Origin of the sequence: Caulobacter sp. AP07, assembly GCF_000281955.1 — a bacterium.
In the GTDB taxonomy this organism is placed as follows: Bacteria; Pseudomonadota; Alphaproteobacteria; order Caulobacterales; family Caulobacteraceae; genus Caulobacter.
The window spans coordinates 13,651-33,549 of record NZ_AKKF01000149.1 but is presented as its reverse complement, the minus strand read 5'-3'; the positions used below and the strand labels follow the sequence as shown (position 1 = coordinate 33,549).

Annotated in this window: 19 protein-coding genes; 10 read left to right on the top strand and 9 right to left on the bottom strand. The window is 70.1% G+C overall.

Going from position 1 to position 19,899, the window contains the following annotated elements; genetic code table 11:
* Positions 1–156: 156 nt before the first annotated feature.
* Together PMI01_RS12325 and PMI01_RS12320 are read right to left on the bottom strand one after the other, a co-directional pair.
* A complete protein-coding gene (locus PMI01_RS12325; RefSeq protein WP_007668768.1) occupies positions 157–957 on the bottom strand; it encodes a lysophospholipid acyltransferase family protein in 801 nt (266 codons plus the stop codon).
* 37 nt (positions 958–994) lie between these two features.
* A complete protein-coding gene (locus tag PMI01_RS12320; protein WP_007668766.1) occupies positions 995–1,555 on the bottom strand; it encodes a TetR/AcrR family transcriptional regulator in 561 nt (186 codons plus the stop codon).
* A 96-nt stretch (positions 1,556–1,651) separates the two neighbouring features.
* Here PMI01_RS12320 and PMI01_RS12315 point away from each other — a divergent pair, with 96 nt between their 5' ends.
* Complete coding sequence (locus PMI01_RS12315) at positions 1,652–2,626, top strand: glycosyltransferase family 9 protein (RefSeq protein WP_007668764.1); 975 nt, start codon at positions 1,652–1,654, stop codon at positions 2,624–2,626.
* Positions 2,627–3,022, top strand: a complete 396-nt coding sequence (locus PMI01_RS12310; protein ID WP_007668761.1) for a DUF6165 family protein — start codon at positions 2,627–2,629, stop codon at positions 3,020–3,022.
* On the opposite strand, the gene PMI01_RS12305 is transcribed toward PMI01_RS12310, so the two are convergent.
* The 4 genes from PMI01_RS12305 to PMI01_RS12290 all read right to left on the bottom strand — a co-directional run bounded on the left by PMI01_RS12305 (position 3,011) and on the right by PMI01_RS12290 (position 6,730).
* The gene (locus PMI01_RS12305) at positions 3,011–3,772 is read right to left on the bottom strand and encodes an arginase family protein (protein WP_202948081.1); all 762 of its coding nucleotides are present in this window, start codon (positions 3,770–3,772) and stop codon (positions 3,011–3,013) included. The two genes, PMI01_RS12310 and PMI01_RS12305, sit on opposite strands and share 12 nt — an antisense overlap.
* Positions 3,773–3,864: 92 nt before the next feature.
* Positions 3,865–4,980 carry an FUSC family protein gene (locus PMI01_RS12300; protein WP_035036006.1) on the bottom strand — a complete coding sequence of 372 codons (1,116 nt, stop codon included), beginning with the start codon at positions 4,978–4,980 and terminating at the stop codon, positions 3,865–3,867.
* The gene (locus tag PMI01_RS12295) at positions 4,981–5,472 is read right to left on the bottom strand and encodes a CinA family protein (protein ID WP_007668752.1); all 492 of its coding nucleotides are present in this window, start codon (positions 5,470–5,472) and stop codon (positions 4,981–4,983) included.
* 106 nt (positions 5,473–5,578) lie between these two features.
* Positions 5,579–6,730 (bottom strand): bifunctional 2-C-methyl-D-erythritol 4-phosphate cytidylyltransferase/2-C-methyl-D-erythritol 2,4-cyclodiphosphate synthase, encoded by a 1,152-nt coding sequence (locus PMI01_RS12290; RefSeq protein WP_007668749.1) that lies wholly within the window; start codon positions 6,728–6,730, stop codon positions 5,579–5,581.
* Between the two features lie 98 nt (positions 6,731–6,828).
* On the opposite strand from PMI01_RS12290, the gene dusB reads away from it, so the two are divergent.
* The 8 genes from dusB to hflX all read left to right on the top strand — a co-directional run bounded on the left by dusB (position 6,829) and on the right by hflX (position 16,898).
* Positions 6,829–7,836 carry a tRNA dihydrouridine synthase DusB gene (gene dusB / locus PMI01_RS12285; protein ID WP_007668746.1) on the top strand — a complete coding sequence of 336 codons (1,008 nt, stop codon included), beginning with the start codon at positions 6,829–6,831 and terminating at the stop codon, positions 7,834–7,836.
* On the top strand, positions 7,833–8,969 hold the full coding sequence (locus PMI01_RS12280; RefSeq protein WP_007668744.1) for a two-component system sensor histidine kinase NtrB: 1,137 nt from the start codon (positions 7,833–7,835) through the stop codon (positions 8,967–8,969). Before dusB ends, PMI01_RS12280 begins: the two co-directional genes overlap by 4 nt.
* Positions 8,966–10,387, top strand: coding sequence for a sigma 54-interacting transcriptional regulator (locus PMI01_RS12275; RefSeq protein ID WP_007668743.1), 1,422 nt, complete (start codon positions 8,966–8,968; stop codon positions 10,385–10,387). Before PMI01_RS12280 ends, PMI01_RS12275 begins: the two co-directional genes overlap by 4 nt.
* Positions 10,388–10,489: 102 nt before the next feature.
* The gene (locus tag PMI01_RS12270) at positions 10,490–12,733 is read left to right on the top strand and encodes a sensor histidine kinase NtrY-like (RefSeq protein ID WP_007668741.1); all 2,244 of its coding nucleotides are present in this window, start codon (positions 10,490–10,492) and stop codon (positions 12,731–12,733) included.
* The gene (locus tag PMI01_RS12265; protein WP_007668739.1) at positions 12,730–14,118 is read left to right on the top strand and encodes a nitrogen assimilation response regulator NtrX; all 1,389 of its coding nucleotides are present in this window, start codon (positions 12,730–12,732) and stop codon (positions 14,116–14,118) included. Before PMI01_RS12270 ends, PMI01_RS12265 begins: the two co-directional genes overlap by 4 nt.
* A gap of 152 nt (positions 14,119–14,270) precedes the next feature.
* A complete protein-coding gene (locus PMI01_RS12260; RefSeq protein WP_007668737.1) occupies positions 14,271–15,134 on the top strand; it encodes a D-amino-acid transaminase in 864 nt (287 codons plus the stop codon).
* Positions 15,135–15,260: 126 nt separating this feature from the next.
* Positions 15,261–15,509, top strand: coding sequence for an RNA chaperone Hfq (gene hfq / locus PMI01_RS12255; protein WP_007668735.1), 249 nt, complete (start codon positions 15,261–15,263; stop codon positions 15,507–15,509).
* Positions 15,510–15,557: 48 nt separating this feature from the next.
* Positions 15,558–16,898, top strand: a complete 1,341-nt coding sequence (gene hflX / locus PMI01_RS12250; protein ID WP_007668731.1) for a GTPase HflX — start codon at positions 15,558–15,560, stop codon at positions 16,896–16,898.
* A gap of 127 nt (positions 16,899–17,025) precedes the next feature.
* Here hflX and mazG read toward each other — a convergent pair whose 3' ends face one another.
* The 3 genes from mazG to PMI01_RS12235 all read right to left on the bottom strand — a co-directional run bounded on the left by mazG (position 17,026) and on the right by PMI01_RS12235 (position 19,829).
* Positions 17,026–17,862, bottom strand: a complete 837-nt coding sequence (gene mazG / locus PMI01_RS12245; RefSeq protein WP_007668729.1) for a nucleoside triphosphate pyrophosphohydrolase — start codon at positions 17,860–17,862, stop codon at positions 17,026–17,028.
* Positions 17,822–19,237 carry an MFS transporter gene (locus PMI01_RS12240; RefSeq protein ID WP_007668727.1) on the bottom strand — a complete coding sequence of 472 codons (1,416 nt, stop codon included), beginning with the start codon at positions 19,235–19,237 and terminating at the stop codon, positions 17,822–17,824. The genes mazG and PMI01_RS12240 overlap by 41 nt, the downstream gene beginning before the upstream one ends.
* Positions 19,238–19,331: 94 nt before the next feature.
* Complete coding sequence (locus PMI01_RS12235; RefSeq protein ID WP_007668726.1) at positions 19,332–19,829, bottom strand: hypothetical protein; 498 nt, start codon at positions 19,827–19,829, stop codon at positions 19,332–19,334.
* Positions 19,830–19,899 lie beyond the last annotated feature (70 nt).

Below are 19,899 nucleotides of genomic sequence, written 5' to 3'. Positions count from 1 at the left end.
CCCTCTCCCGGAGGGGAGAGGGAGGGGCCCGCCGCGCAGCGGTGGGAGGGTGAGGGGTGACGCCGTCAACCGCCCATCCCCAACGCCCTGCCCGGATCTGAAACAACCTAACCCCCTCATCCTCCCACGCCTGACGGCGCGGGCCCCTCCTTCTCCCTACGGGAGAAGGCTCGCGGTGGCGGCCTCGACCGCCGGCGCCACGTTCTTGCGCCCATTCCACTCCACCAGCACCGACGGCCTCACCGGCTGGCCCGTCGCCTGGGCGATCAACTCGTTGGTCCGGGTCTCGATGACCTCTTCCATCTTGGCCATGAACTGCGCCTTCGACAGGCCCGGCTCAATCGGCGGCAGGAACTCGACCGTGGCCTGGCCGGCGGTCTTGGCCTTGTCCGTCTGCTTCCAGAAGCAGCCGAGGTTGGTGGCCACCGGCACGACCGGCAGGTTGAAGTCCTGGCTCATGTAATAGACGCCGGTGCGATAGCGGAACCGCTCGCCCGGCGCGGCCAGGTGGCCCTCCGGATAGATCAGGATGCGACGGCCCTCGGCGGCGACCTGGGCGGCGCTTTCCGACAGGGCCTTGCGGGCCTCCGGACCGCCGCAGCTGTCGACCACGATGGCCCCGAACTTCTTGAGGATCGCCCCGACCAGCGGGAAGCGCTCCAGGTGGTCGCCGGTGACGAACGACAGGTTCTCGACATTGGCGAACATCACGAAGCCGTCGCCCCAGCTGTGGTGCTTGGCGGCGATGATGAAGGCGCCTTGCGGCAGGTTCTCCTGCCCCTTCAGCTCGATCTTCACGCCGGCGAAGGTTCGCAGCGCCCACAGCATCCGCTGGCTGTAGAGCCGCAGGGCGAAGGCGATCGGCCGGCGGCCGGGCAGCAGGGCGGAGAGGGCGGCCGACAGGCCGTAGAAGATCGACAGAACCCAGTAGTAGGCGTTGAACAGCGCGCTGCGCATGGTTCGATATCCCTGGAGAACTTGGGGTGGGTAAGGGTTAGCGGGCGGAAAGCACGGCCTGGACGGCCGCGGTCATCAGCGGGGCGTGGGCGGAGAGGGCGTCGGCGCCCAGCCGGCCATAGGCCTTGTTCTGGGCGGTCTGGGTGATGACGCCGATGGCCATGGCGGCGATCACACGCGGGTCGCCGGGGGGCAGCTCGGTGTCGATCATCGCCCGCTTGATCAGGGCCTCGACCATGGTCACCGGGTCGCGGCCGTCCTCCTGGTAGTAGGGCAGGAAGTGGTGCAGCTGCAGCAGGTGGAACGCGAACAGCAGCCAGTCCTCGTCGGCCACCGTGCAATAGGCCCGGACCACGGCGGCGGCCTTGGCCTTGATCCCCGTCTCGGCCTCGGCCTTGGCGGTGATCAGGTCCGACAGCCGACCGTGGGTGGTCATGAACAGGCCCAGGGCCAGCTCGTCCTTGCTCTTCCAGTGGCGGTAGATCGCGCCCTCGGACACTCCGGCCCTGGCGGCGATCAGCTTGGTGGTGGCCGCGTCGACGCCGCGGTCGACGAAGACCTCGAGGGCGGCGCGTTCGATCCTGGGTTTGGCGCTCATGAGGGGAAGCTAGCACGGCCAGGGGTGCATGCAAGTGAATACTCACATTGCGCACCGGGCGTTGACCCGAAGCGGCGGGGCGGCCTAAGCCGGGCCATGGTCCAGACTGTCCTGATCTATTCGATGGGCGAGGTGATCGGCGACGGCCTGATCAAGCTTCCCTTCATCGCCGGCCTGCGCGCCGCCTTTCCGGAAGCCCGGATCACCTGGTGCGCCGGCAAGGGCGAGACGGTCTATGCCGGCCCGCTGAAGGGCGTCGTGGCCGGCTATGTCGACGAGATTCTGACCGCCGGCCCGACCGGAGCCGGGATGCTGGACGCCCTGCCGTGGGTCAAGCCGTTCGGCGGACGGACCTTCGACCTGGTGATCGACACCCAGGAGAACCTGCGCCGCAGCCTGGTGGCCCGGCGCGCCGTCCGCGGCCTGTTCGTCTCCGCCGCCGCCCAGGCGCGGAAACCCGGCTGGCCGGCGGCCGTGGTCGATCGCCTGGGCCGCCTGCTGGCCCTGGCCACCGATGGCGCGGGCGCGCCCCGGCCCCTGGTCCTGACCAATTCCGACGCCCTGGCGGCCGCCCGGGCGCTGTTGCCCGACGGTCCGACCTATGTCGGCCTGGCGCCCGGCGCGGGCGGCCAGGACAAGCGCTGGCCGCTGGACCGCTATCTCGACCTGGCCCGTCGCCTGGAAGTCTCGGGCCGCAAGGCGGTGTTCTTCTTCGGCCCCGACGAGGCGGTCGACGCCCAGGCGGCGCGCGAGGCCGTGCCGTCGGCGCTGTTCCCGGAGAAGGACCGCACCGACGGCCATCCCGCCGTGAAGGGACCGCTGCTGGCCATCGCCCTGGCCGGACGGCTGACCGCCGCAGTGGCCAACGACGCGGGCCCGGGCCACATGCTGGCGGCCGGCGGCGCGCCGCTGCTGTCGCTGCAGAAGGACCATCGCAAGGCGGTGAAGTTCCGTCCCGCCGCCCGGCGCCTTGAGCTGCTGGTCGCGGAGGACTACGGACAGGACATGGCCGCCCTGCCGCCCCAGGTGGTGGAGGCCGCCCTGCTGCGCCTGATCGCCGGAGACTCCTGAATGCCCATCCTAGCCCCCATCTCGGCCGGCGAGCTGATCGACAAGATCACCATCCTGCGGGTCAAGGCCACGCGGATCGGCGATCCGGTCAAGGAGGCCAATGTCCGCGCCGAACTGGTCCTGCTCGAGGAGACCGCCGTCCGGGAGCTGGTGGGCTCGCCTGACCTGGAGCGCCTGACCGACGAGCTGACGCAGATCAACGCCGCCCTGTGGGACATCGAGGACGGCAAGCGCGACCACGAGCGCCGCCAGGACTTCGGCCCGTCCTTCGTCCAACTGGCCCGCCGCGTCTATATCGACAACGACCGCCGCGCCGCCGTGAAGCGGGCGATCAACGCCCTGGCCGGGTCGGAGATCGTCGAGGAAAAGAGCTACAAGCCGTATCTAGCGGGCTAGCCGCTCCAGCAGCGGCGCCAGCGCGTCCAGCAAGGCCCCGACATCCCCCGCCGCGCCGGTTTCCGCGAAACTGGCCTCGAACTCGGCGATCTCCAGGCCGATCACCCGGTTGCGGGCCAGCACCACGCAGGCGGCCTTCAGGTCGGCGAAGTCCAGACCGTCGGGCACGCTGTACTCGGTCGGCGCGAGGCCGGGGTTCAGGACGTCGCAGTCCAGATGCACATAAACCGGCCGGTCGCCGATCGCGGCGGCCAGGCGCTCGGCGAGGTTCGGACCGGCGGCCACCAGGTGCGGCGCGCCCGCCGCGATCAGGGCCAGTTCGGGCGGGTCCAGGTCACGCGCCCCGACCAGCACCACATCGGCCAGGTCCAGGCCCCGGCCCAGGCCGGTGTCCCACTGGCCGGCGGCCCCGGTCAGCACCAGGCCGCCGAGATAGCCGGTCGCGGACTGGCTGGGCAGGTTGCAGTCGCCGTGAGCGTCGAACCAGACGATCAGCGCCTCGGGGTGATGACGCTTGACGGCGGGCAGGGTGGCCAGCGAGGCGGCGCAGCGGCCCTGGGCGACCAGCGACGACGCGCCCTCGGCCAGCACCGCGTCGAGGCGGGCGGCCAGGGCCTCCAGGCCGGGACGAGCCGCCTCCAGCTCTTCGGACCAGCCCGTCGCCAGGGGCGGGGCCTGGACGCCGACCGTGGCGGCGGCGACGCCCAGTCGCGCCTCCAGCGCGGCGCCCACCGCGAGCGCGCCGGTCATGCCGCGTGGATTTCTGTCGCCCGAGCGACCTTGAAAGACGGTGAGGGCGAGGGAGGTCATGACCTCTAGCTAGTGGCCGGGCCGGGCTTTGCCTACCCCCGCTTGCCGACCGTCTCCTCGACCCGCTCCTCGATGTCGCCGAGGTTGCCGAACAGGTTCTCGATTGAGAACACCAGGCCAAACACCCGGGCGGCGTCGTCGAAGGCCAGGGCGCGGGTGCCGCCGGTCTCGCGCAGGGTCTCGACGGCGGTCTGGAACGCCTGATGGGCCTGGGCGAAGGCGATGCGGTCGGGGCGCGCACCGCCCGACAGCAGGGCCGCGCAGGCCCGCAGGAAGCCGGCGCACGCGCCCAGCATCGCCGCCGATTGCAGGGTCAGGCCCGGGGCGGGGAGGGTGTCGCGCAGCGCCCGGCCGATCATCACGCAGTCGTTGCGCAGCCGCCACAGGGTGCGGGGCAGGGCGTCGGTCACCGAATGGTCGCTGAGCTTGCTGGCGCTCTCGCGCTCGGCCTCGGCCATGGCGGTCTGCAGCCTGGCCAGGGCCTTGAGGGTTTCGTCGTAGTGGTCGCGGGCGTCGATCGTGGTCTCGCCGCCGCGCAGCTTGAGGGCGTAGTGGTCGAGCAGATCGGCCAGCAGACCGGCGACCTTGTCGACATTCTCCACCACCGAGGCGTGGGCGCGGGCCGGGAAGATCAGCAGGGTGGCGGCGATGCCGACCACGCTGCCGACCGTGATCTCGGCCACCCGCAGGAAGGCGGCGACCAGCGGGTCCATGTGGGTGGTCGTGCCGATCAGCATGATCACGGCGGTGATCGGCGCCACCTTGAGGGCCGGGCGCACGGCGGCCAGGAAGGCCAGCAGGGCGGCGGTGATCGCCAGGATCGGTCCGCCGGCCTCGGGCCAGCGGGCGTGCAGCATGGCCGCTCCGGCCCCGACCACGGCCCCGACCACCGTGCCCATGAAGCGCTCGATCGAGGCGGTGATCGTCGCGCCCAGGCTGCCCTGGACGATGATCACGGCGGTGAATACCGCCCAATAGCCCTGGGGCAGGCGCAGCAAGGTGGCCAGGGCGTAGGCGACCACGACCGCCGACGACACCCGGATGGCGTGGCGCCACTCGGTCTTGCGGGCCGCCGCCTTGGCCAGGGCCGCCCGCGACAGCCCCATGCCGACAAACCGCCGCCAGTCGCTGGGCGCGGCTTCCGGCACCTAGGCCACCGCTTCGCGCAGCATTTCCAGCGCCGTGCGCACCGCCGCCAACTGCACCGCCTCGCGGGTTCCGCCGGTGAAGCGCTCGTGGCGATGGACGACGGAGCGGTTGGCGCGGGCCACCGCCAGATGCACCGTGCCGACCGGCTTCAGCGGCGAGCCGCCGCCGGGGCCGGCGACGCCGGTGATCGACACCGCCACATGGCCGTTGCTGGCCTCCAGCGCCCCTTCGGCCATCATTCGCGCCACCACCTCCGACACCGCGCCATGGTCGGCGATCAGGTCGCCCGGCACGCCCAGCATCTCGGACTTGGCCCGGTTGGTGTAGGTGACGAAGCCGCGCTCGAAGACGTCGGACGCCCCGGAGATCGCGCAGATCGCCCCGGCCACGAGGCCGCCGGTGCAGCTCTCGGCGGTGACGAGGCGCAGCGATTTCTGCCGGGCCTCGTCGATCAGCAGGCGGGCGAGGGTCTCGATCTCTAGGGGGAACATCGGCGGACTCGGCGCATCGATCGGGGACACACACTCACACCACGGGCAGGGGTCCTGTGGCAACGCGGATGGGATGAGTGTGTGTTCCCACCCGCATTCCCGGTCTTCACGCGGGCGTCTCCACGACCGCGATCGCCTGGGCCGCCAGGCCTTCGCCGCGGCCGGTGAAACCCATGCCCTCGGTGGTGGTCGCCTTGACGCTGACCCGGTCGAGGGGAAGGTCGAGAATCTCGGCCAGCCGCGCTCGCATCGCCGCCCGGTGCGGTTTGATCTTCGGCCGCTCGCAGATCAGGGTCACGTCGACATTGACCAGGCTCCCGCCACGTTGGCGAACCAAATCAACGGCGTGGATCAGGAACCTGTCCGACGACGCGCCCTTCCATTGCGGATCGGTAGGCGGGAAGTGGTCGCCGATGTCGCCTTCGCCGATCGCGCCGAGGATGGCGTCGGTCAGGGCGTGCAGGCCGGCGTCGGCGTCGGAATGGCCGATCAAGGTCTCGTCATGGGCGATCTCGACGCCGCACAGCCACACGGACTCGCCGGGCCCCCAGCGGTGGGCGTCGAAGCCCTGGCCCATGCGGGTGATACGGGCCGCGCCCGCCAGTCGTTCGGCCATGGCGAAGTCCTCCGGATAGGTCAGTTTCATCAGCATCGGGTCGCCCGGGACCACCACCACGCGGCCGCCGTTCTGCTCGACCACCTGGGCGTCGTCCGTCGGTTCGCCCGGGCCGCTCCAGGCGGCGTAGGCGGCCAGCAGGCGGTCGCGGCGGAAGGCCTGGGGGGTCTGGGCGCGCCAGAGGTTATCCCGCGGTTTTGTGACCATGGCCGCGTCGGCCGCCCCGCTTTTCAGCGTATCGGCCACCGGCAAGCCTGGAATCGCGCCATCGGCATCCGTGAGCGCCAGCAGAACACTCGCGATTGTTGCGGCGCCGAGAAAGGGGCGGGCCGCGTCGTGGACCAGCACCGGTTCGTCCGCAGGGCGATCGATGAGAGCCGCCAAACCGGCCTGAACCGACAGCGCGCGGGTCGCGCCTCCTGGGGTTGTGATCCAGCCCGAAAGATCGCCCAGCGCGTCTTTCAAGGCCTTGCGCGCCCCGGGATCGGCCACGATCACAAGGTTTTTTACGCCGGCGTTCAGCAGGGATTCCACCGACCAGCGGAGCACGGGCTTGCCCGCCAAATCGCGCCATTGCTTGGCCTGGCCTGGGCCGGCTCGTGTTCCCGAACCCGCGGCGACGATGACGGCTGAAAAATTCATGAGGGGTGTTTAGCCCCCCGTCGAAACTTGTCCAGAGATGGAGGCTTTACGGCGCCGCACAATATGCCTAAAAAGAGTGCGATGGGGATGTCTATAAAATGAGCAAAAGTCTCGCGGTCGGTAAGGTCGAGGTGCCTGGGCGTGTGTGGATCGCGCCGATGACCGGTGTCTCGGACCTGCCTTTCAGGGAAACCGCCACCCGCCTCGGCGCGGCCTATGTGGCGACGGAGATGGTGGCCTGCGCCGAGTTCGCGCGCGGCCGGCCCGACGCCGTGCGCCGCGCGGCGGTCGGCGACGGCCTGCCGCTGATGGTCGTCCAACTGGTCGGCCGCGATCCTACGTTCATGGCCCAGGGCGCGCGGATGGCCGCCGAGGCCGGGGCCCAGATCATCGACCTGAATTTCGGCTGCCCGTCCAAGATGGTCACCGGCGGCGTCGCCTCGGGCTCGGCCCTGATGCGTGAACCCGACCTGGCCGAGGCCCTGGTGGCCGCCGCCGTCAGCGCCGTCGACGTGCCGGTCACCGTCAAGATGCGCCTGGGCTGGGACGACGACAGCCGCAACGCCGCCGACATCGCCCGCCGGGCCGTCGACGCCGGAGCCCAGGCCATCACCGTCCACGGCCGCACCCGCTGCCAGTTCTACAAGGGCGTGGCCGACTGGAGCGCCGTGGCGGCGGTCAAGGCGGCGGTCTCCGTGCCGGTGTTGGTCAATGGCGACATCATCGACGGCGACACCGCCCGCCTGGCCCTCGAACAGTCGGGCGCCGACGGGGTGATGATCGGGCGCGGCGTCTATGGCCGCCCCTGGATCGCCCAGGCCATCGAGGCGGCGCTGGACGGCGAGGGCTTCCGTGAGCCGGACGCCGACGAGCGGCTGGCCATCGCCGTCACCCATTTCCGCCGCAGCCTCCATTTCTACGGCCAGGAGCTGGGGCTGAAGATGTTCCGCAAGCACCTGGCCTCCTATGTCGACGCCGCGCCGTGGCCGGCCGACGCCGAGGCGCGCCGGGCGGCGCGTGGCGTCCTGTGCCGGCTGGAAGACCCCGCCGCGATCGAGGACGGCCTGGCGGCCCTGTGGCTTGACGACCGGAGGTTGGCGGCATGACCGATCACGCCCGGGTCGTTCCCGCCAAGATCGCCGACGGCCTGAAGGTCGCCGCCTTCGACCTCAGCCCCGAGCCCGCCCTGGTCGTCGACCGCGACGGCGCGCTGGTGGCGGTCAACGAGGCGGCCGAGGCGCTGTTCGGCCAGGGCCTGTCGCTGCTGGCCCGCGGCCGGTTCCGCGCCGCCCTGCCGCCCGGCTCGGTGCTGGTCTCGATGATGGACCGCGCCCTGTTCGAGGGGGCCCTGGTCCGCGAGCACGGGGTCGAGGTCAACCTGTTCGGCCAGCCGCCGTTCGAGGCCGACGGGGCCGCCGCGCCGCTGGGCGACGGCTCGGTGATGCTGACCCTGCACGTCAAGGGCGTGCTGGGCGTCGAGCGGGCCTCGGACGCCGCCGGCCTGCGCTCGGTGGTCGGCCTGGGCCGCATGCTGGCCCACGAGATCAAGAACCCGCTGGCCGGCATCCGCGGCGCGGCCCAGTTGCTGAAGACCGGCGCCAGCGCCGCCGACCAGCCCCTGGCCCAGCTGATCGTCGACGAGACCGATCGCATCCGCCGGCTGGTGGATCGCATGGAGGCCTTTTCCGACGAGGTCCCGGGCCCGCGCGAGGCGGTCAACATCCACCAGGTGCTGGACCGTGTCCGGGCCCTGGTGGTCAACGGCGTCGCCGACGGCCTGGCGCTGCAGGAGCACTACGACCCCTCGCTGCCGCCGGTCTGGGGCGACGAGGACCACCTGATCCAGGTGTTCCTGAACCTGGTCAAGAACGCCGCCGAGGCCGCCCACGCCCGGGGCGACGGCCAGGGCATCCTGTCGATCCACACCGCCTGGCGTCCCGGCGTGCGGGTGCGCGGGGCCGACGGCAAGGCCACCGCCGGCGCGCCGATCGAGATCCGCATCCAGGACAACGGTCCCGGCGTGCCCCCGAGCCTGCGCGACCACCTGTTCCAGCCGTTCGTCACCACCAAGGCCAACGGCACGGGCCTGGGCCTGGCCCTGGTCACCAAGCTGGTGACCAGCCACGGCGGCCTGATCGACTTCGAATCCGAGCCCGGCCGCACCGTGTTCCGCGTGCTGCTGCCCATGGCGACTGAAAAGCTTTCCCTCGACCGGTCCACCGGAGACGCCCGCGTATGAACGCCGCCAACAAGAAGATCCTGATCGCCGACGACGACAGCTCCGTGCGGCTGGTGCTCAGCCAGGCCTTCACCCGGCTGGGCTATCAGGTCCGGGCGACGGGCAACGCCACCACCTTGCTCAAGTGGGTCATGGACGGCGAGGGCGACCTGATCGTCACCGACGTGATGATGCCCGACGAGAACGTCTTCGACGTGCTGCCGCGCATCCGCAAGGAGCGGCCCAAGCTGCCGATCATCGTGATGAGCGCCCAGAACACCCTGCTGACGGCGGTCAACGCCGCCGACGCGGGGGCGTTCGAATACATTTCCAAGCCCTTCGACCTGGACGATGTCACCGCCGCCGCCCGCCGGGCCTTGTCGCGGCCGGCCGACGCCGAGGCCTCCAAGGCCCAGGCCCGGGCCATGCGCGACGAGCGCCTGCCGCTGATCGGCCGTTCGGCCCCGATGCAGGAGGTCTACCGCACCATCGCCCGCCTGGTCGGCGCCGACCTGACGGTGCTGATCCTCGGCGAGAGCGGCACCGGCAAGGAGCTGGTGGCCCGCGCCCTGCACGAACTGGGTCGTCGCCGCGACGGCAAGTTCGTGGTCATCAACCTGGCCGCCGTGCCGCGCGAGCGGGTCGAGACCGAGTTGTTCGGGCGCGGGGAGGGCGACCAGGGCCGGCTGATCGAGGCCGACGGCGGCACCCTGTTCCTGGACGAGATCGGCGACATGCCGCTGGACGCCCAGACCCGCCTGCTGCGGGTGATCGACGGCACCGAGCCGGTGCTCAACCCTAAGACCGGCCGCCGCCCCAACGTGCGGATCATCGCCGCCACCAATCGCGACCTGCGGGGCCTGATCCAGCAGGGGTTGTTCCGCGAAGACCTGTTCTTCCGCCTCAACGTCGCCCCCGTGCGCCTGCCGCCGCTGCGCGACCGCACCGAGGACATCCCCGACCTGGCCCGCACCTTCCTGCTGCGCGCCAATCGCGAAGGTCTTCCCGCCAAGACCATCGATTCCAGCGCGCTGGACCGCATGAAGACCCACGCCTGGCCGGGCAATGTGCGCGAGCTGGAAAACCTGATCCGCCGGATGTGCGCCCTCTATGCCGAGGAGCTGATCACCGCCCGCATCGTCGACCGCGAACTGCAGGACCACACCCCGACCGCTCATGCTGACGAAGGGCCGGTCACCCTGGCCAGCCTGGTCGAGCGTCACCTGTCGTCGCACTTCGCCGACCAGCCGGACGGCGTGCCGGCGGCGGGGCTCTATGACCGGGTGCTGCAGGAGGTCGAACGGCCGCTGATCCAGCTGACCCTGTCGGCGACCCGCGGCAACCAGGTGCGGGCGGCCGAGATCCTCGGGCTGAACCGCAACACCCTGCGCAAGAAGATCCAGGATCTCGGCGTGGAAATGACCCGGGGGCGCCGCTAGAGCCCCCGGCATGGGGCGGTCACGCAAGGTTGCACCCCAGGCTGAAGCTTTATAGGCACATACCTGTTGAGTTTGGGGCACACCTCCCCTTAAACTTGGTCAATGGCGTCCGCTGCATCCGTACTGGAGCTTGAAGGACCGCCGACCCGGTTCAGCCGGGCCTGGTGGCGAGGCCTGCTGCGGTCGCGCTACACCCTGGGCGTCGCCTACGGTGTGGCCGTCGCCCTGACCGCCACGGCGGTGGGTCTGGCCTCGTCGCCGCCGACCACCGGCCCGATCGGCCCCGCCACCACGGTCATCCTGGTCGTGCTGGGGCTCAACCTCGCCCTGATCCTCTGCATCGCCGGCGTCGTCGGCTGGGGATTGCTCGACCTGGTCGACGCCCGGGCCAGCGACGCCGGCGCGCGCCTGCACCTGCGGTTCGTGGGCCTGTTCTCGGTGGCGGCGGTGGCTCCGGCGGTGATCGTCGCCCTGTTCTTCGGCGTGCTGGTCAATCGCGGCGTCGACGCCTGGTTCAGCGAGCGCGTGCGCACGGTGGTCGAGAACTCGGCCACCGTGGCCCGCTCCTATGTCAGCGAACAGACCACCTATATCAGCCAGCACGTCGGGCCGATGGCCGGCACCCTGAACCAGGCCGCCCCGACCCTGGCCGACTCGCCCGTGGCCTTCGGGCATTTCCTGAAGAGCCTGTCCGACGACAACGGCTTCTCGTCGGCCTATGTGCTGGACCGCGACGGCCGCATCCTGGCCCGGGCCGAGAGCGACGACGCCCCGCCGTTCCTGGCCCCGCCGCCCTCGAGCTTCAAGTGGACCGACACCGGCGAGATCACCTCGCAGCGCTTCGTGTCCGAGGACCTGTTCCGGGCGCTCTATCGCCTGAAGGGCTTTCCCGACGCCTATCTCTACGTGGCCCGACCGATCGACAAGGGCATCCTGGCCCACCTGATCGAGTCCGAGGAGTCGCTGATCTCGTATCGGGAGGCCGCCAAGAACCAGGCGCGCATCCAGGTGATCTTCGGGCTGAGCTATATCGAGACCGCGCTGCTGGTGCTGGTCGCCGCCGTCTGGGTGGGCATCGCCGCCGCCAACTCGATCGCCGCGCCGGTCTCGGGCCTGGTCCAGGCGGCCGGCCGGGTGTCGGCGGGCGACCTGGACGCGCGGGTCGACGTCGAGCACGGGCCCGAGGAGATCCGCGCCCTGTCCGTCGCCTTCAACATGATGACCACCGACCTGCAGGTTCAGCAGGCGGCCCTGCGGGTCGCCAGCCTTGACGCCGAGTCGCGTCGCCAGTTCATCGAGACCGTGCTGTCGGGCGTCAGCGCCGGGGTGGTGGGCCTGGACGCCGAGGGCCGGATCACCGCGCTCAACCGCCGGGCCGGCGACCTGCTGGCCCTGAACGACGACGCCGTGGGCAAGTCCCTGGCCGAGGCGGCGCCGGAACTGGAGCCCGTGGTCGAGGAGATCAGCGGCGGCCGTCCCAACGCCGAGGTCGAGATCGATGTGATGCGCGGCGGCGAGACGCGGCGGCTGCGCTTCCGCGGGGCCGGCCACGCCGCCGAGACCCTGGTCCTGACCTTCGACGACATCACCCGCCTGGTGGCCGCCCAGCGTAACGCCGCCTGGAAGGACGTCGCCCGGCGCATCGCCCACGAGATCAAGAACCCGCTGACCCCGATCCAGCTGTCGGCCGAACGCATCCGTCGCAAGTACCGCAAGGACATCACCAGCGACCTGGAGACCTTCGACCGCTGCACCGAGACCATCATCCGCCAGGTCGGCGACATCGGCCGGATGGTCGACGAGTTCTCGGCCTTCGCCCGCATGCCCGCGCCGCGCTTCGCGCCCGCCGACCTGGCCGAGATGCTGCGCCAGGCGGTGTTCGCCCAGCGCTTCGTCGACGCCGAGACCGAGGTCCTGATCGAGGAACCGGGCGGCGAGGTCTGGGTCAGCTGCGACGCCCGGATGGTCGGCCAGGCCCTGACCAACATCCTCAAGAACGCAGGCGAGGCGGTCGGCGCGCGTCGCCTGGCCTCGCCGGAACCGCCGGGCCGCATCGTCGCCAGCCTGGTGTCGGAAGAGGACGCCCTGTGTCTCATCGTCGAGGACAACGGGGTGGGCCTGCCGGCCCGCGACCGCGACCGGCTGACCGAACCCTATGTGACGACCCGCGAGAAGGGCACCGGCCTTGGCCTGGCGATCGTCAAACGGATCATGGAGGACCACGAGGGTGAGCTGGTCCTGACCGACGCGCTGCATGGAACCGGCGCCCGGGTCATCCTGAAGTTCCCCACGACCGCGCGGCTCGCCGCCGCCAACGCACCGAATGGCGTAGAGGAGATGATATGAGCGCTGACGTGCTTGTGGTCGACGACGAGGTCGATATCCGCGAACTGGTGGCCGGCATCCTCGAGGACGAGGGCTACGCCGTCCGTGTCGCCGCCGATTCCGACCAGGCCCTGGCCGCGCTGCGGGCCCGAAAGCCCGCGCTGCTGGTGCTGGACATCTGGATGCAGGGCGGGGGCATGGACGGGCTGGAGCTGCTCGACATGGTCAAGGCCCTGGACCCCGACCTGCCGGTGATCATGATTTCCGGTCACGGCAACATCGAGACCGCCGTCAGCGCCATCAAGCGCGGGGCCTACGAGTTCCTGGAAAAGCCCTTCAAGTCCGACCGGCTGCTGCTGGTGGTCGAGCGGGCGCTGGAAGCCGCCAACCTGAAGCGCGAGAACCGCCGCCTGCGGGTGCAGAGCTTCAGCTCCGACGGCCTGATGGGCAAGTCGGCGGCCGCCCAGGCCCTGCGCCAGCTGATCGCCAAGGTCGCCCCGGCCAACAGCCGCGTGCTGGTCTCGGGCCCGCCCGGTTCGGGCAAGGAGCTGGTGGCGCGGCTGATCCACGGCTCCAGCACCCGGCTGCGCAACGAGTTCGTGGCGGTCAGCGCCGCGGGCATGGCTCCCGAGCGCCTGGACGTCGAACTGTTCGGCGAGGAGGGCGAGAACGGCCGGCCGCGCAAGATCGGGGTGTTCGAACGCGCCCACGGCGGCACCCTCTATCTCGACGAGGTGGCCGACATGCCGCGCGAGACCCAGAGCCGCATCCTGCGGGTGCTGGTCGAGCAACGGTTCCGCCGGGTAGGCGGCGACAACGACGTCCAGGTCGATGTGCGGGTGATCTCCTCGACCTCGCGCGAGCTGCGCGACGAGATCGCCGCCGGCCGGTTCCGCGAGGACCTGTTCCACCGCCTCAACGTGGTGCCGGTGCGGGTGCCGGGGCTGTCCGAGCGCCGCGAGGACATCCCCGAGCTGATCAGCTATTTCGTCGACCGCATCTGCGAGGCCACCGGCCTGCAGCGGCGGCGGCTGGGCGAGGACGCCCTGGCGACCCTGCAGGTCCAGGCCTGGCCCGGCAACGTCCGCCAGCTGCGCAACAACGTCGAGCGCATGCTGATCCTGGCGGCCGGCGAGCCGGGCGACCTGATCACCGCAGAGATGCTCAACGCCAACGACCAGCCCTCCGGCGGCAACGCCGGGGCGATCGGGGCCGAGCGGATCATCGCCCTGCCGCTGCGCGAGGCGCGTGAGCTGTTCGAGCGCGAGTACCTCAACGCCCAGATCCTGCGGTTCGGCGGCAACATCTCGCGCACCGCCAACTTCATCGGCATGGAGCGCTCGGCCCTGCACCGAAAATTGAAATCTCTCGGTGTCGCGGGTGCGCGGGTGGAAGAGGAAGAGTAAGGGGGCTGCACCCCACCGTCGTCATCCCCCGCTTTATGCGGGGGACCCAAGCCGAACTGATCCAGGATTATCGGTTGGCGCCGCTTGGGTCCCCCGAACAAGTCGGGGGATGACGGAAGTTTTGTGATCCATCTGGCTTTTGGGAACTTGAAATGTCGCGTTTCGCCTACGTCAACGGTCGGTTCGTGCGCCACGGCCAGGCCGCCGTGCATATCGAGGATCGCGGCTACCAGCTGGCCGACGGCGTCTACGAAGTGTGGGCGGTGTTCGACGGCAAGCTGGCCGACGCGGCCGGCCATTTCACCCGGCTGTGGCGCAGCCTGGACGAACTGCAGATCGCCCATCCGATGAGCCAGGCGGCCCTGACCGTCGTGCTGCGTGAGGCTGTCCGCCGCAACAAGGTGCGCGACGGCCTGGTCTATCTGCAGGTCACGCGCGGCGTCGCCCCGCGCGACCACGCCTTCCCCAACCCCGCCGTGCCGCCGGCCGTGGTGGTCACCGCCAAGTCGGTCGACCGCGCCGCCGCCGAGGCCAAGGCCGCCCGCGGCCTCTCGGTGGTCACCGTGCCGGAGAACCGCTGGGGCCGCTGCGACATCAAGTCGATCGGCCTGCTGCCCAACGCCCTGGCCAAGCAGGCGGCGCGCCAGCGCGGCGCGGTCGAGGCCTGGTTCGTCGATGAGCTGGGCCTGGTTACCGAAGGCGCCTCGTCCAACGCCTGGATCGTCGATTCGGAAGGCCGCCTGCGCACTCGCGACACCCAGGCCAACATCCTGCGCGGCATCACCCGCACCAGCCTGATGGAAGTGATCGCCGGCGAAGGCCTGCCGATCACCGAGCAGCCGTTCACGGTCGAGGAAGCCAAGGCCGCGCGGGAGGCCTTCATCACCGGCGCCGGCACCCTGGTGCTGCCGATCGTCAGCATCGACGGCGTCGCTGTTGGCGACGGAAAGCCCGGACCGGTGGCGACGCGGCTTCGGGCTCTCTATATCCAGCGCGCGAAAGAGGCCGCGATTTAAACTTCGCTACCTTTTGGCGCATTTTCCGTGCGGATTGGTCATACCAACCGACGAAAAATGCTCTAGTCTGAACTTGTTTGTGTGGGGGGCGTGTGGCCCTCCGAAACAATAAGAGGGGAACCCCCAATGTCTGCCGAAAAAAAACAGAACCTTCAGGACACTTTCCTGAACAGCGTGCGCAAGTCCAAGACGCCGCTGACGATCTTCCTGGTCAACGGTGTGAAGCTGCAGGGCGTGGTCAGCTGGTTCGATAACTTCTGCGTTCTGCTCCGCCGCGACGGCCAGTCCCAGCTGGTCTACAAGCACGCCATTTCGACGATCATGCCGGCCCAGCCCGTGCAACTGTACGAGCCGAGCGCTGATCAAGACGATTGATTCCCAGAGCGTGGCGTCGCCACGCTCCAAATATTGATTTAGGGCCGTTTGACCAAATCAACTTCGAAATCCATCGACCACGCGACGCCCGTCCTTCGGGCGTTCGTGATCCATCCCGTGCGCCCGACGCGCGGCCAATCGGCTCTCGAGGCGCGTGATCCCAACGCGCGCCTCGAAGAGGCCGTCGGCCTGGCCCTGGCGCTGGACCTGAACGTCGTCGAGACGATGATCGCGCCCCTGCGCCTGGTCACCCCCGCCACCCTGTTCGGCAAGGGCAAGATCGAGGAGTTCGCGGCGCTCTGCGAGGTCGAGAAGATCGACGTCGCGGTGTTCGACGACCAGTTGACGCCCGTCCAGCAGCGCAATCTGGAACGGGCCCTCAACGTCAAGGTCGTGGACCGCACCGGGCTGATCCTCGAGATCTTCGCCCGTCGCGCCCGCACCCGCGAGGGCAAGCTGCAGGTCGAGTTGGCCCGGCTGGACTACGAGCGCTCGCGCCTGGTCCGCACCTGGACCCACCTGGAGCGCCAGCGCGGCGGCACCGGCAATACCGGCGGCCCCGGCGAAACCCAGATCGAGCTCGACCGCCGCCTGATCCGCGACAACATCCTCAAGCTCAAGCGCGAGCTGGACGAGGTGCGGCGCACCCGCACCCTGCACCGCTCGCAGCGCAAGAAGGTGCCGTATCCGACCGTCGCCCTGGTCGGCTACACCAACGCCGGCAAGTCGACGCTGTTCAACCGCCTGACCCACGCGACCGTCGTCGCCCAGGACATGCTGTTCGCCACCCTCGACCCCACCTTGCGCAACGTGAAGCTGCCCGACGGCCGGCCGGCGATCCTGTCCGACACCGTCGGCTTCATCTCCGACCTGCCGCACGAGCTGGTCGAGGCGTTCCGCGCCACCCTGGAGGAGGTGCAGGAGGCCGACGTCGTGCTGCACGTGCGCGACGTGGCCAATCCCGACACCGACGCCCAGGCCCGCGACGTCCAGGCGGTGCTGGCCGAGCTGAAGGTCACCACCGAGGACGGCAAGACCATCCTCGAGGTCTGGAACAAGATCGATCTGGTCGACGGCGAGGCCCGCGAGATCCTCGACGGCCAGGCCCGACGCCGGGGGGCCGCGGCGGTCTCGGCCGTCACCGGCGAGGGCTGCGTCGAGCTGCTCAAGCGGGTCGGGGCCCTGATCGACGACACCCCGCCCGTCGCGGTGCGGCTGGCGGCCGGCGACGGCGAGGCCCTGGCCTGGATCTACCGCAACGGCCGGGTCGAGAGCCGCGAGGAGGAAGCCGAAGGCGGTGTCCGCCTGATCGCCCGCCTCGACGCCCAGGCCCTGGGCCGGTTCGAGCGGCAGTTCCCGAACGTCTGGGTGATGGCGACGGGGGAGTAGGGTCCCCACTTGCCCCCACCTGGCGGCTACGCCGCCTGTCCGCCCCCATAGGGGGCGGAGTTCGCACGCCTGAACTCTTCCCCCTATGGGGGAGGAGCGCCGCAGGCGCGGAGGGGGCAAGTCCGGCCTACTTCGCCTTCTCCGCCGCCTTCGCCGCGTCCCAAAGCCCATCCATCTCCGCCAGGTCCGACTGGTCCGGCGTCCGCCCGTCCTTGGCCAACTCGGCCTCGATGAACGAAAACCGGCGCACGAACTTGGCGTTGGTGGCGCGCAGGGCGTCCTCGGGCTCGACGTCCAGCTTGCGGGCCAGGTTGGCGACCACGAACAGCAGATCGCCCAGCTCCTCGCGGGCCTTGGCCTTGTCGCCGGCGGCGATCTCGACCTTCAGTTCGGCGATCTCCTCGGCCAGCTTGTCGAGCACCTCGTCGGTCGACGGCCAGTCGAAGCCGACCCGGGCGGCGCGCTTGGTCAGCTTGACGGCGCGGGTCAGGGCGGGGAGGCCGGCCGGCACGTCGTCCAGCACCCCGCCCTTGGCTTTCGCCTGGCGCTCCTGGGCCTTCAGCGCCTCCCAGCCGGCGGTCTGGGCGTCCTGGTTCTCGTAGGCGTGGTCGCCGAACACATGGGGATGGCGGCGGATCATCTTGTCGTTGATCGCCGCGGCCACGCCGGCCAGGTCGAACGACCCCTGTTCCTCGGCCATCCGCGAATGGAACACCACCTGCAGCAGCAGGTCGCCCAGCTCTTCCTTCAGGTCCGACAGGTCGCCGCGCTCGATGGCGTCGGCCACCTCATAGGCTTCCTCCACCGTGTAGGGCGCGACGGTGGCGAAGGTCTGCTCCAGGTCCCACGGGCAGCCGCCGTTCGGGTCGCGCAGCCTGGCCATGATGTCGATCAGGGTGAAGAGCGGGTGGCTCCCGTTCTCTTCATTCAGCGGCGGGATTGGGAGCGAGGAGGGGTGAGACATGCGGTTCCGGGCTCGGGCTGGGGAGGGGCTCGGCCGCGTCCCGTTCGTCGAGCTGACGGCGGATCTCGGCGTGGGCGGCGGCGTCCAGCGGATAGCGCAGGATGATCGCGCACACCAGCAGGCCCAGGGCCGCCGGAGCGACGGCGTAGAGGGTGATCAGGGCCGCGTCGCCCTGGGCGCTCGGAATCTTGGGGTCGAAACCCAGCCAGGACAGCAGCAGGAACACGCCGATCGCCAGGGCGTGACCCAGCTTCACCGTGCCGTTGACGACGGCGTAGAGCAGGCCGGTGCGGTCGACGCCGGCGTGCAGCCGCTCCTCGTCGCCGATGTCGGCCATCATCGAGCGCACCAGCAGCGGCGCGGCCGAGTAGGGCAGGCCGGCCAGGACCAGGATCACCATGCTGATCACGTTGGAGACATTGAACGTGAACAGGCCCTGGTTGTTGGGCGTGAACACCACGGCCAGCTGGAACACGGCGTAGGCCACCGAGGCGATGGCCAGGGACTTGTGCTTGCCGACCTTCTTGGCCAGGGCCGGCCAGATCGGCGATCCCAGCAGGGCGGCGACGAAATAGATCAGCAGCAGGACGCCGGCCTCGGCCTTGCTGAAGCCCTTGATGCGCTCGAAGAAGAAGAAGAACAGCGCCCCGGCGATGCCCGGCGCCAGGCCCATCAGCAGGTCGGCGGCCAGCAGCTTCTGCACCGACGGCCGCTTGATCAGCGCCAGGTACTGCCGCAGGCCGGCGGCGTGCTTGACCGGCGGGACGTTGGTCTCGCCGACCACGCCCATGGCCAGGAAGAAGGTCAGCGGCAGCAGGATGATGATGAACCAGCCCATCGACCGGATCCCGGCCGCGTGGTCGCCCTTGAAGACGATGGCCAGCAGCGGCGGCAGCAGCAGCACCAGGATCATGCCGACCACGTTGCCGGCGCCCCACCAGCCATAGATCCGCGACCGCTGCTGGTAGTCGGGCGACAGCACCGCGCCCCAGGCGGTGTGCGCCAGCACGGCCATCGAATAGCCGATGTAGCAGACCACCAGCGAGGCCCACAGATAGACCGGTCCGACCCCGGGCTTGGCCATGAACAGGGCGTAGGCGGCGATCATCAGCACGGGCGCGGCGGCCGCCAGCCAGGGGCGGAAACGGCCGATGCGCGTGCGCGTGCGGTCCATCATGCCGCCGAGGATCGGGTCGAGGATGATGTCGGCCAGGCGCACCAGCAGGAAGGCCGCGCCCACCACGGACAGCGAAAGGCCCAGTTCACTGACGTAGTATTCGGGCAGATAGACCACCAGGGGCAGGCCCAGGGCCGCCAGCGGCAGGCAGGGCGCGGCGAAGGCCGCCAGGGTCCAGGATGAGCGCCGTCCGGTCATGCTTCCTCGCCGAGAGCGGGCTACCCCCGCGTTTATGAACAGTGATCAGACGCCGTGTCGGGTCCGCTGGCAAGCGCCGCCGGAAACCCGTGTTTCAGCGCGGACCGAATTGATCCTTGGACAGCCGGACCGCCAGCTTGTCGAAGGCGGTCTCGGCGTCGCTCCAGGTTGCGCCGTAACGCGCCTGGCGAATATCGCTTTCGTACCAGCTGTAGTCGATCGGCGTGCGGGCCCCGCCGGGGGCGACATAGACGCCGCTGATCCGGGCTCCGCCGACGCCGAAGCTCTCCATCGAAAGGCCCGGCGTCTTGGACATCTGCTGCGCCGTCGGGCGGTTGGGCTTGGCGTCCTCGATGACCAGGGTCAGGGTTCCGCCGCCCGGACGCGGCGGCAGCTTGCGCGCGATCGATCGCTTCAGATCGGTCGCAAGGAGGTCGAACTCGCGGGTTCCGATCGTATCGGCCTTCTTGGCCAGGTCGGGACCGACCGAGACCTTGATCTCGGCGACGACCGGCGCGGCGAGGGCGGGCGTGGCCAGGGCGGTCTGGGCCAGGCTCAGCAGCAGGGCGGCGGAAAGCATGGCGGCGCGCATGGCGGAGGCTCCGGAGCGGGAAGACTGGGCCCCACGGATGTGGGCATGCCGACCGGCCGGCGCCATAGGG

Excerpts from the sequence above, each read along its gene's own strand:
- PMI01_RS12295 (WP_007668752.1), bottom strand. The coding sequence starts at position 5,472 with ATGTTCCCCCTAGAGATCGAGACCCTCGCCCGCCTGCTGATCGACGAG.
- PMI01_RS12305 (WP_202948081.1), bottom strand. The coding sequence starts at position 3,772 with ATGACCGGCGCGCTCGCGGTGGGCGCCGCGCTGGAGGCGCGACTGGGC.
- PMI01_RS12280 (WP_007668744.1), top strand. The coding sequence starts at position 7,833 with ATGACCGATCACGCCCGGGTCGTTCCCGCCAAGATCGCCGACGGCCTG.
- hfq (WP_007668735.1), top strand. The coding sequence starts at position 15,261 with ATGTCTGCCGAAAAAAAACAGAACCTTCAGGACACTTTCCTGAACAGC.
- PMI01_RS12235 (WP_007668726.1), bottom strand. The coding sequence starts at position 19,829 with ATGCGCGCCGCCATGCTTTCCGCCGCCCTGCTGCTGAGCCTGGCCCAG.
- PMI01_RS12240 (WP_007668727.1), bottom strand. The coding sequence starts at position 19,237 with ATGACCGGACGGCGCTCATCCTGGACCCTGGCGGCCTTCGCCGCGCCC.
- PMI01_RS12270 (WP_007668741.1), top strand. The coding sequence starts at position 10,490 with ATGGCGTCCGCTGCATCCGTACTGGAGCTTGAAGGACCGCCGACCCGG.
- mazG (WP_007668729.1), bottom strand. The coding sequence starts at position 17,862 with ATGTCTCACCCCTCCTCGCTCCCAATCCCGCCGCTGAATGAAGAGAAC.
- PMI01_RS12265 (WP_007668739.1), top strand. The coding sequence starts at position 12,730 with ATGAGCGCTGACGTGCTTGTGGTCGACGACGAGGTCGATATCCGCGAA.
- PMI01_RS12325 (WP_007668768.1), bottom strand. The coding sequence starts at position 957 with ATGCGCAGCGCGCTGTTCAACGCCTACTACTGGGTTCTGTCGATCTTC.
- PMI01_RS12260 (WP_007668737.1), top strand. The coding sequence starts at position 14,271 with ATGTCGCGTTTCGCCTACGTCAACGGTCGGTTCGTGCGCCACGGCCAG.
- PMI01_RS12320 (WP_007668766.1), bottom strand. The coding sequence starts at position 1,555 with ATGAGCGCCAAACCCAGGATCGAACGCGCCGCCCTCGAGGTCTTCGTC.
- PMI01_RS12290 (WP_007668749.1), bottom strand. The coding sequence starts at position 6,730 with ATGAATTTTTCAGCCGTCATCGTCGCCGCGGGTTCGGGAACACGAGCC.
- dusB (WP_007668746.1), top strand. The coding sequence starts at position 6,829 with ATGAGCAAAAGTCTCGCGGTCGGTAAGGTCGAGGTGCCTGGGCGTGTG.
- PMI01_RS12310 (WP_007668761.1), top strand. The coding sequence starts at position 2,627 with ATGCCCATCCTAGCCCCCATCTCGGCCGGCGAGCTGATCGACAAGATC.
- PMI01_RS12275 (WP_007668743.1), top strand. The coding sequence starts at position 8,966 with ATGAACGCCGCCAACAAGAAGATCCTGATCGCCGACGACGACAGCTCC.
- PMI01_RS12315 (WP_007668764.1), top strand. The coding sequence starts at position 1,652 with ATGGTCCAGACTGTCCTGATCTATTCGATGGGCGAGGTGATCGGCGAC.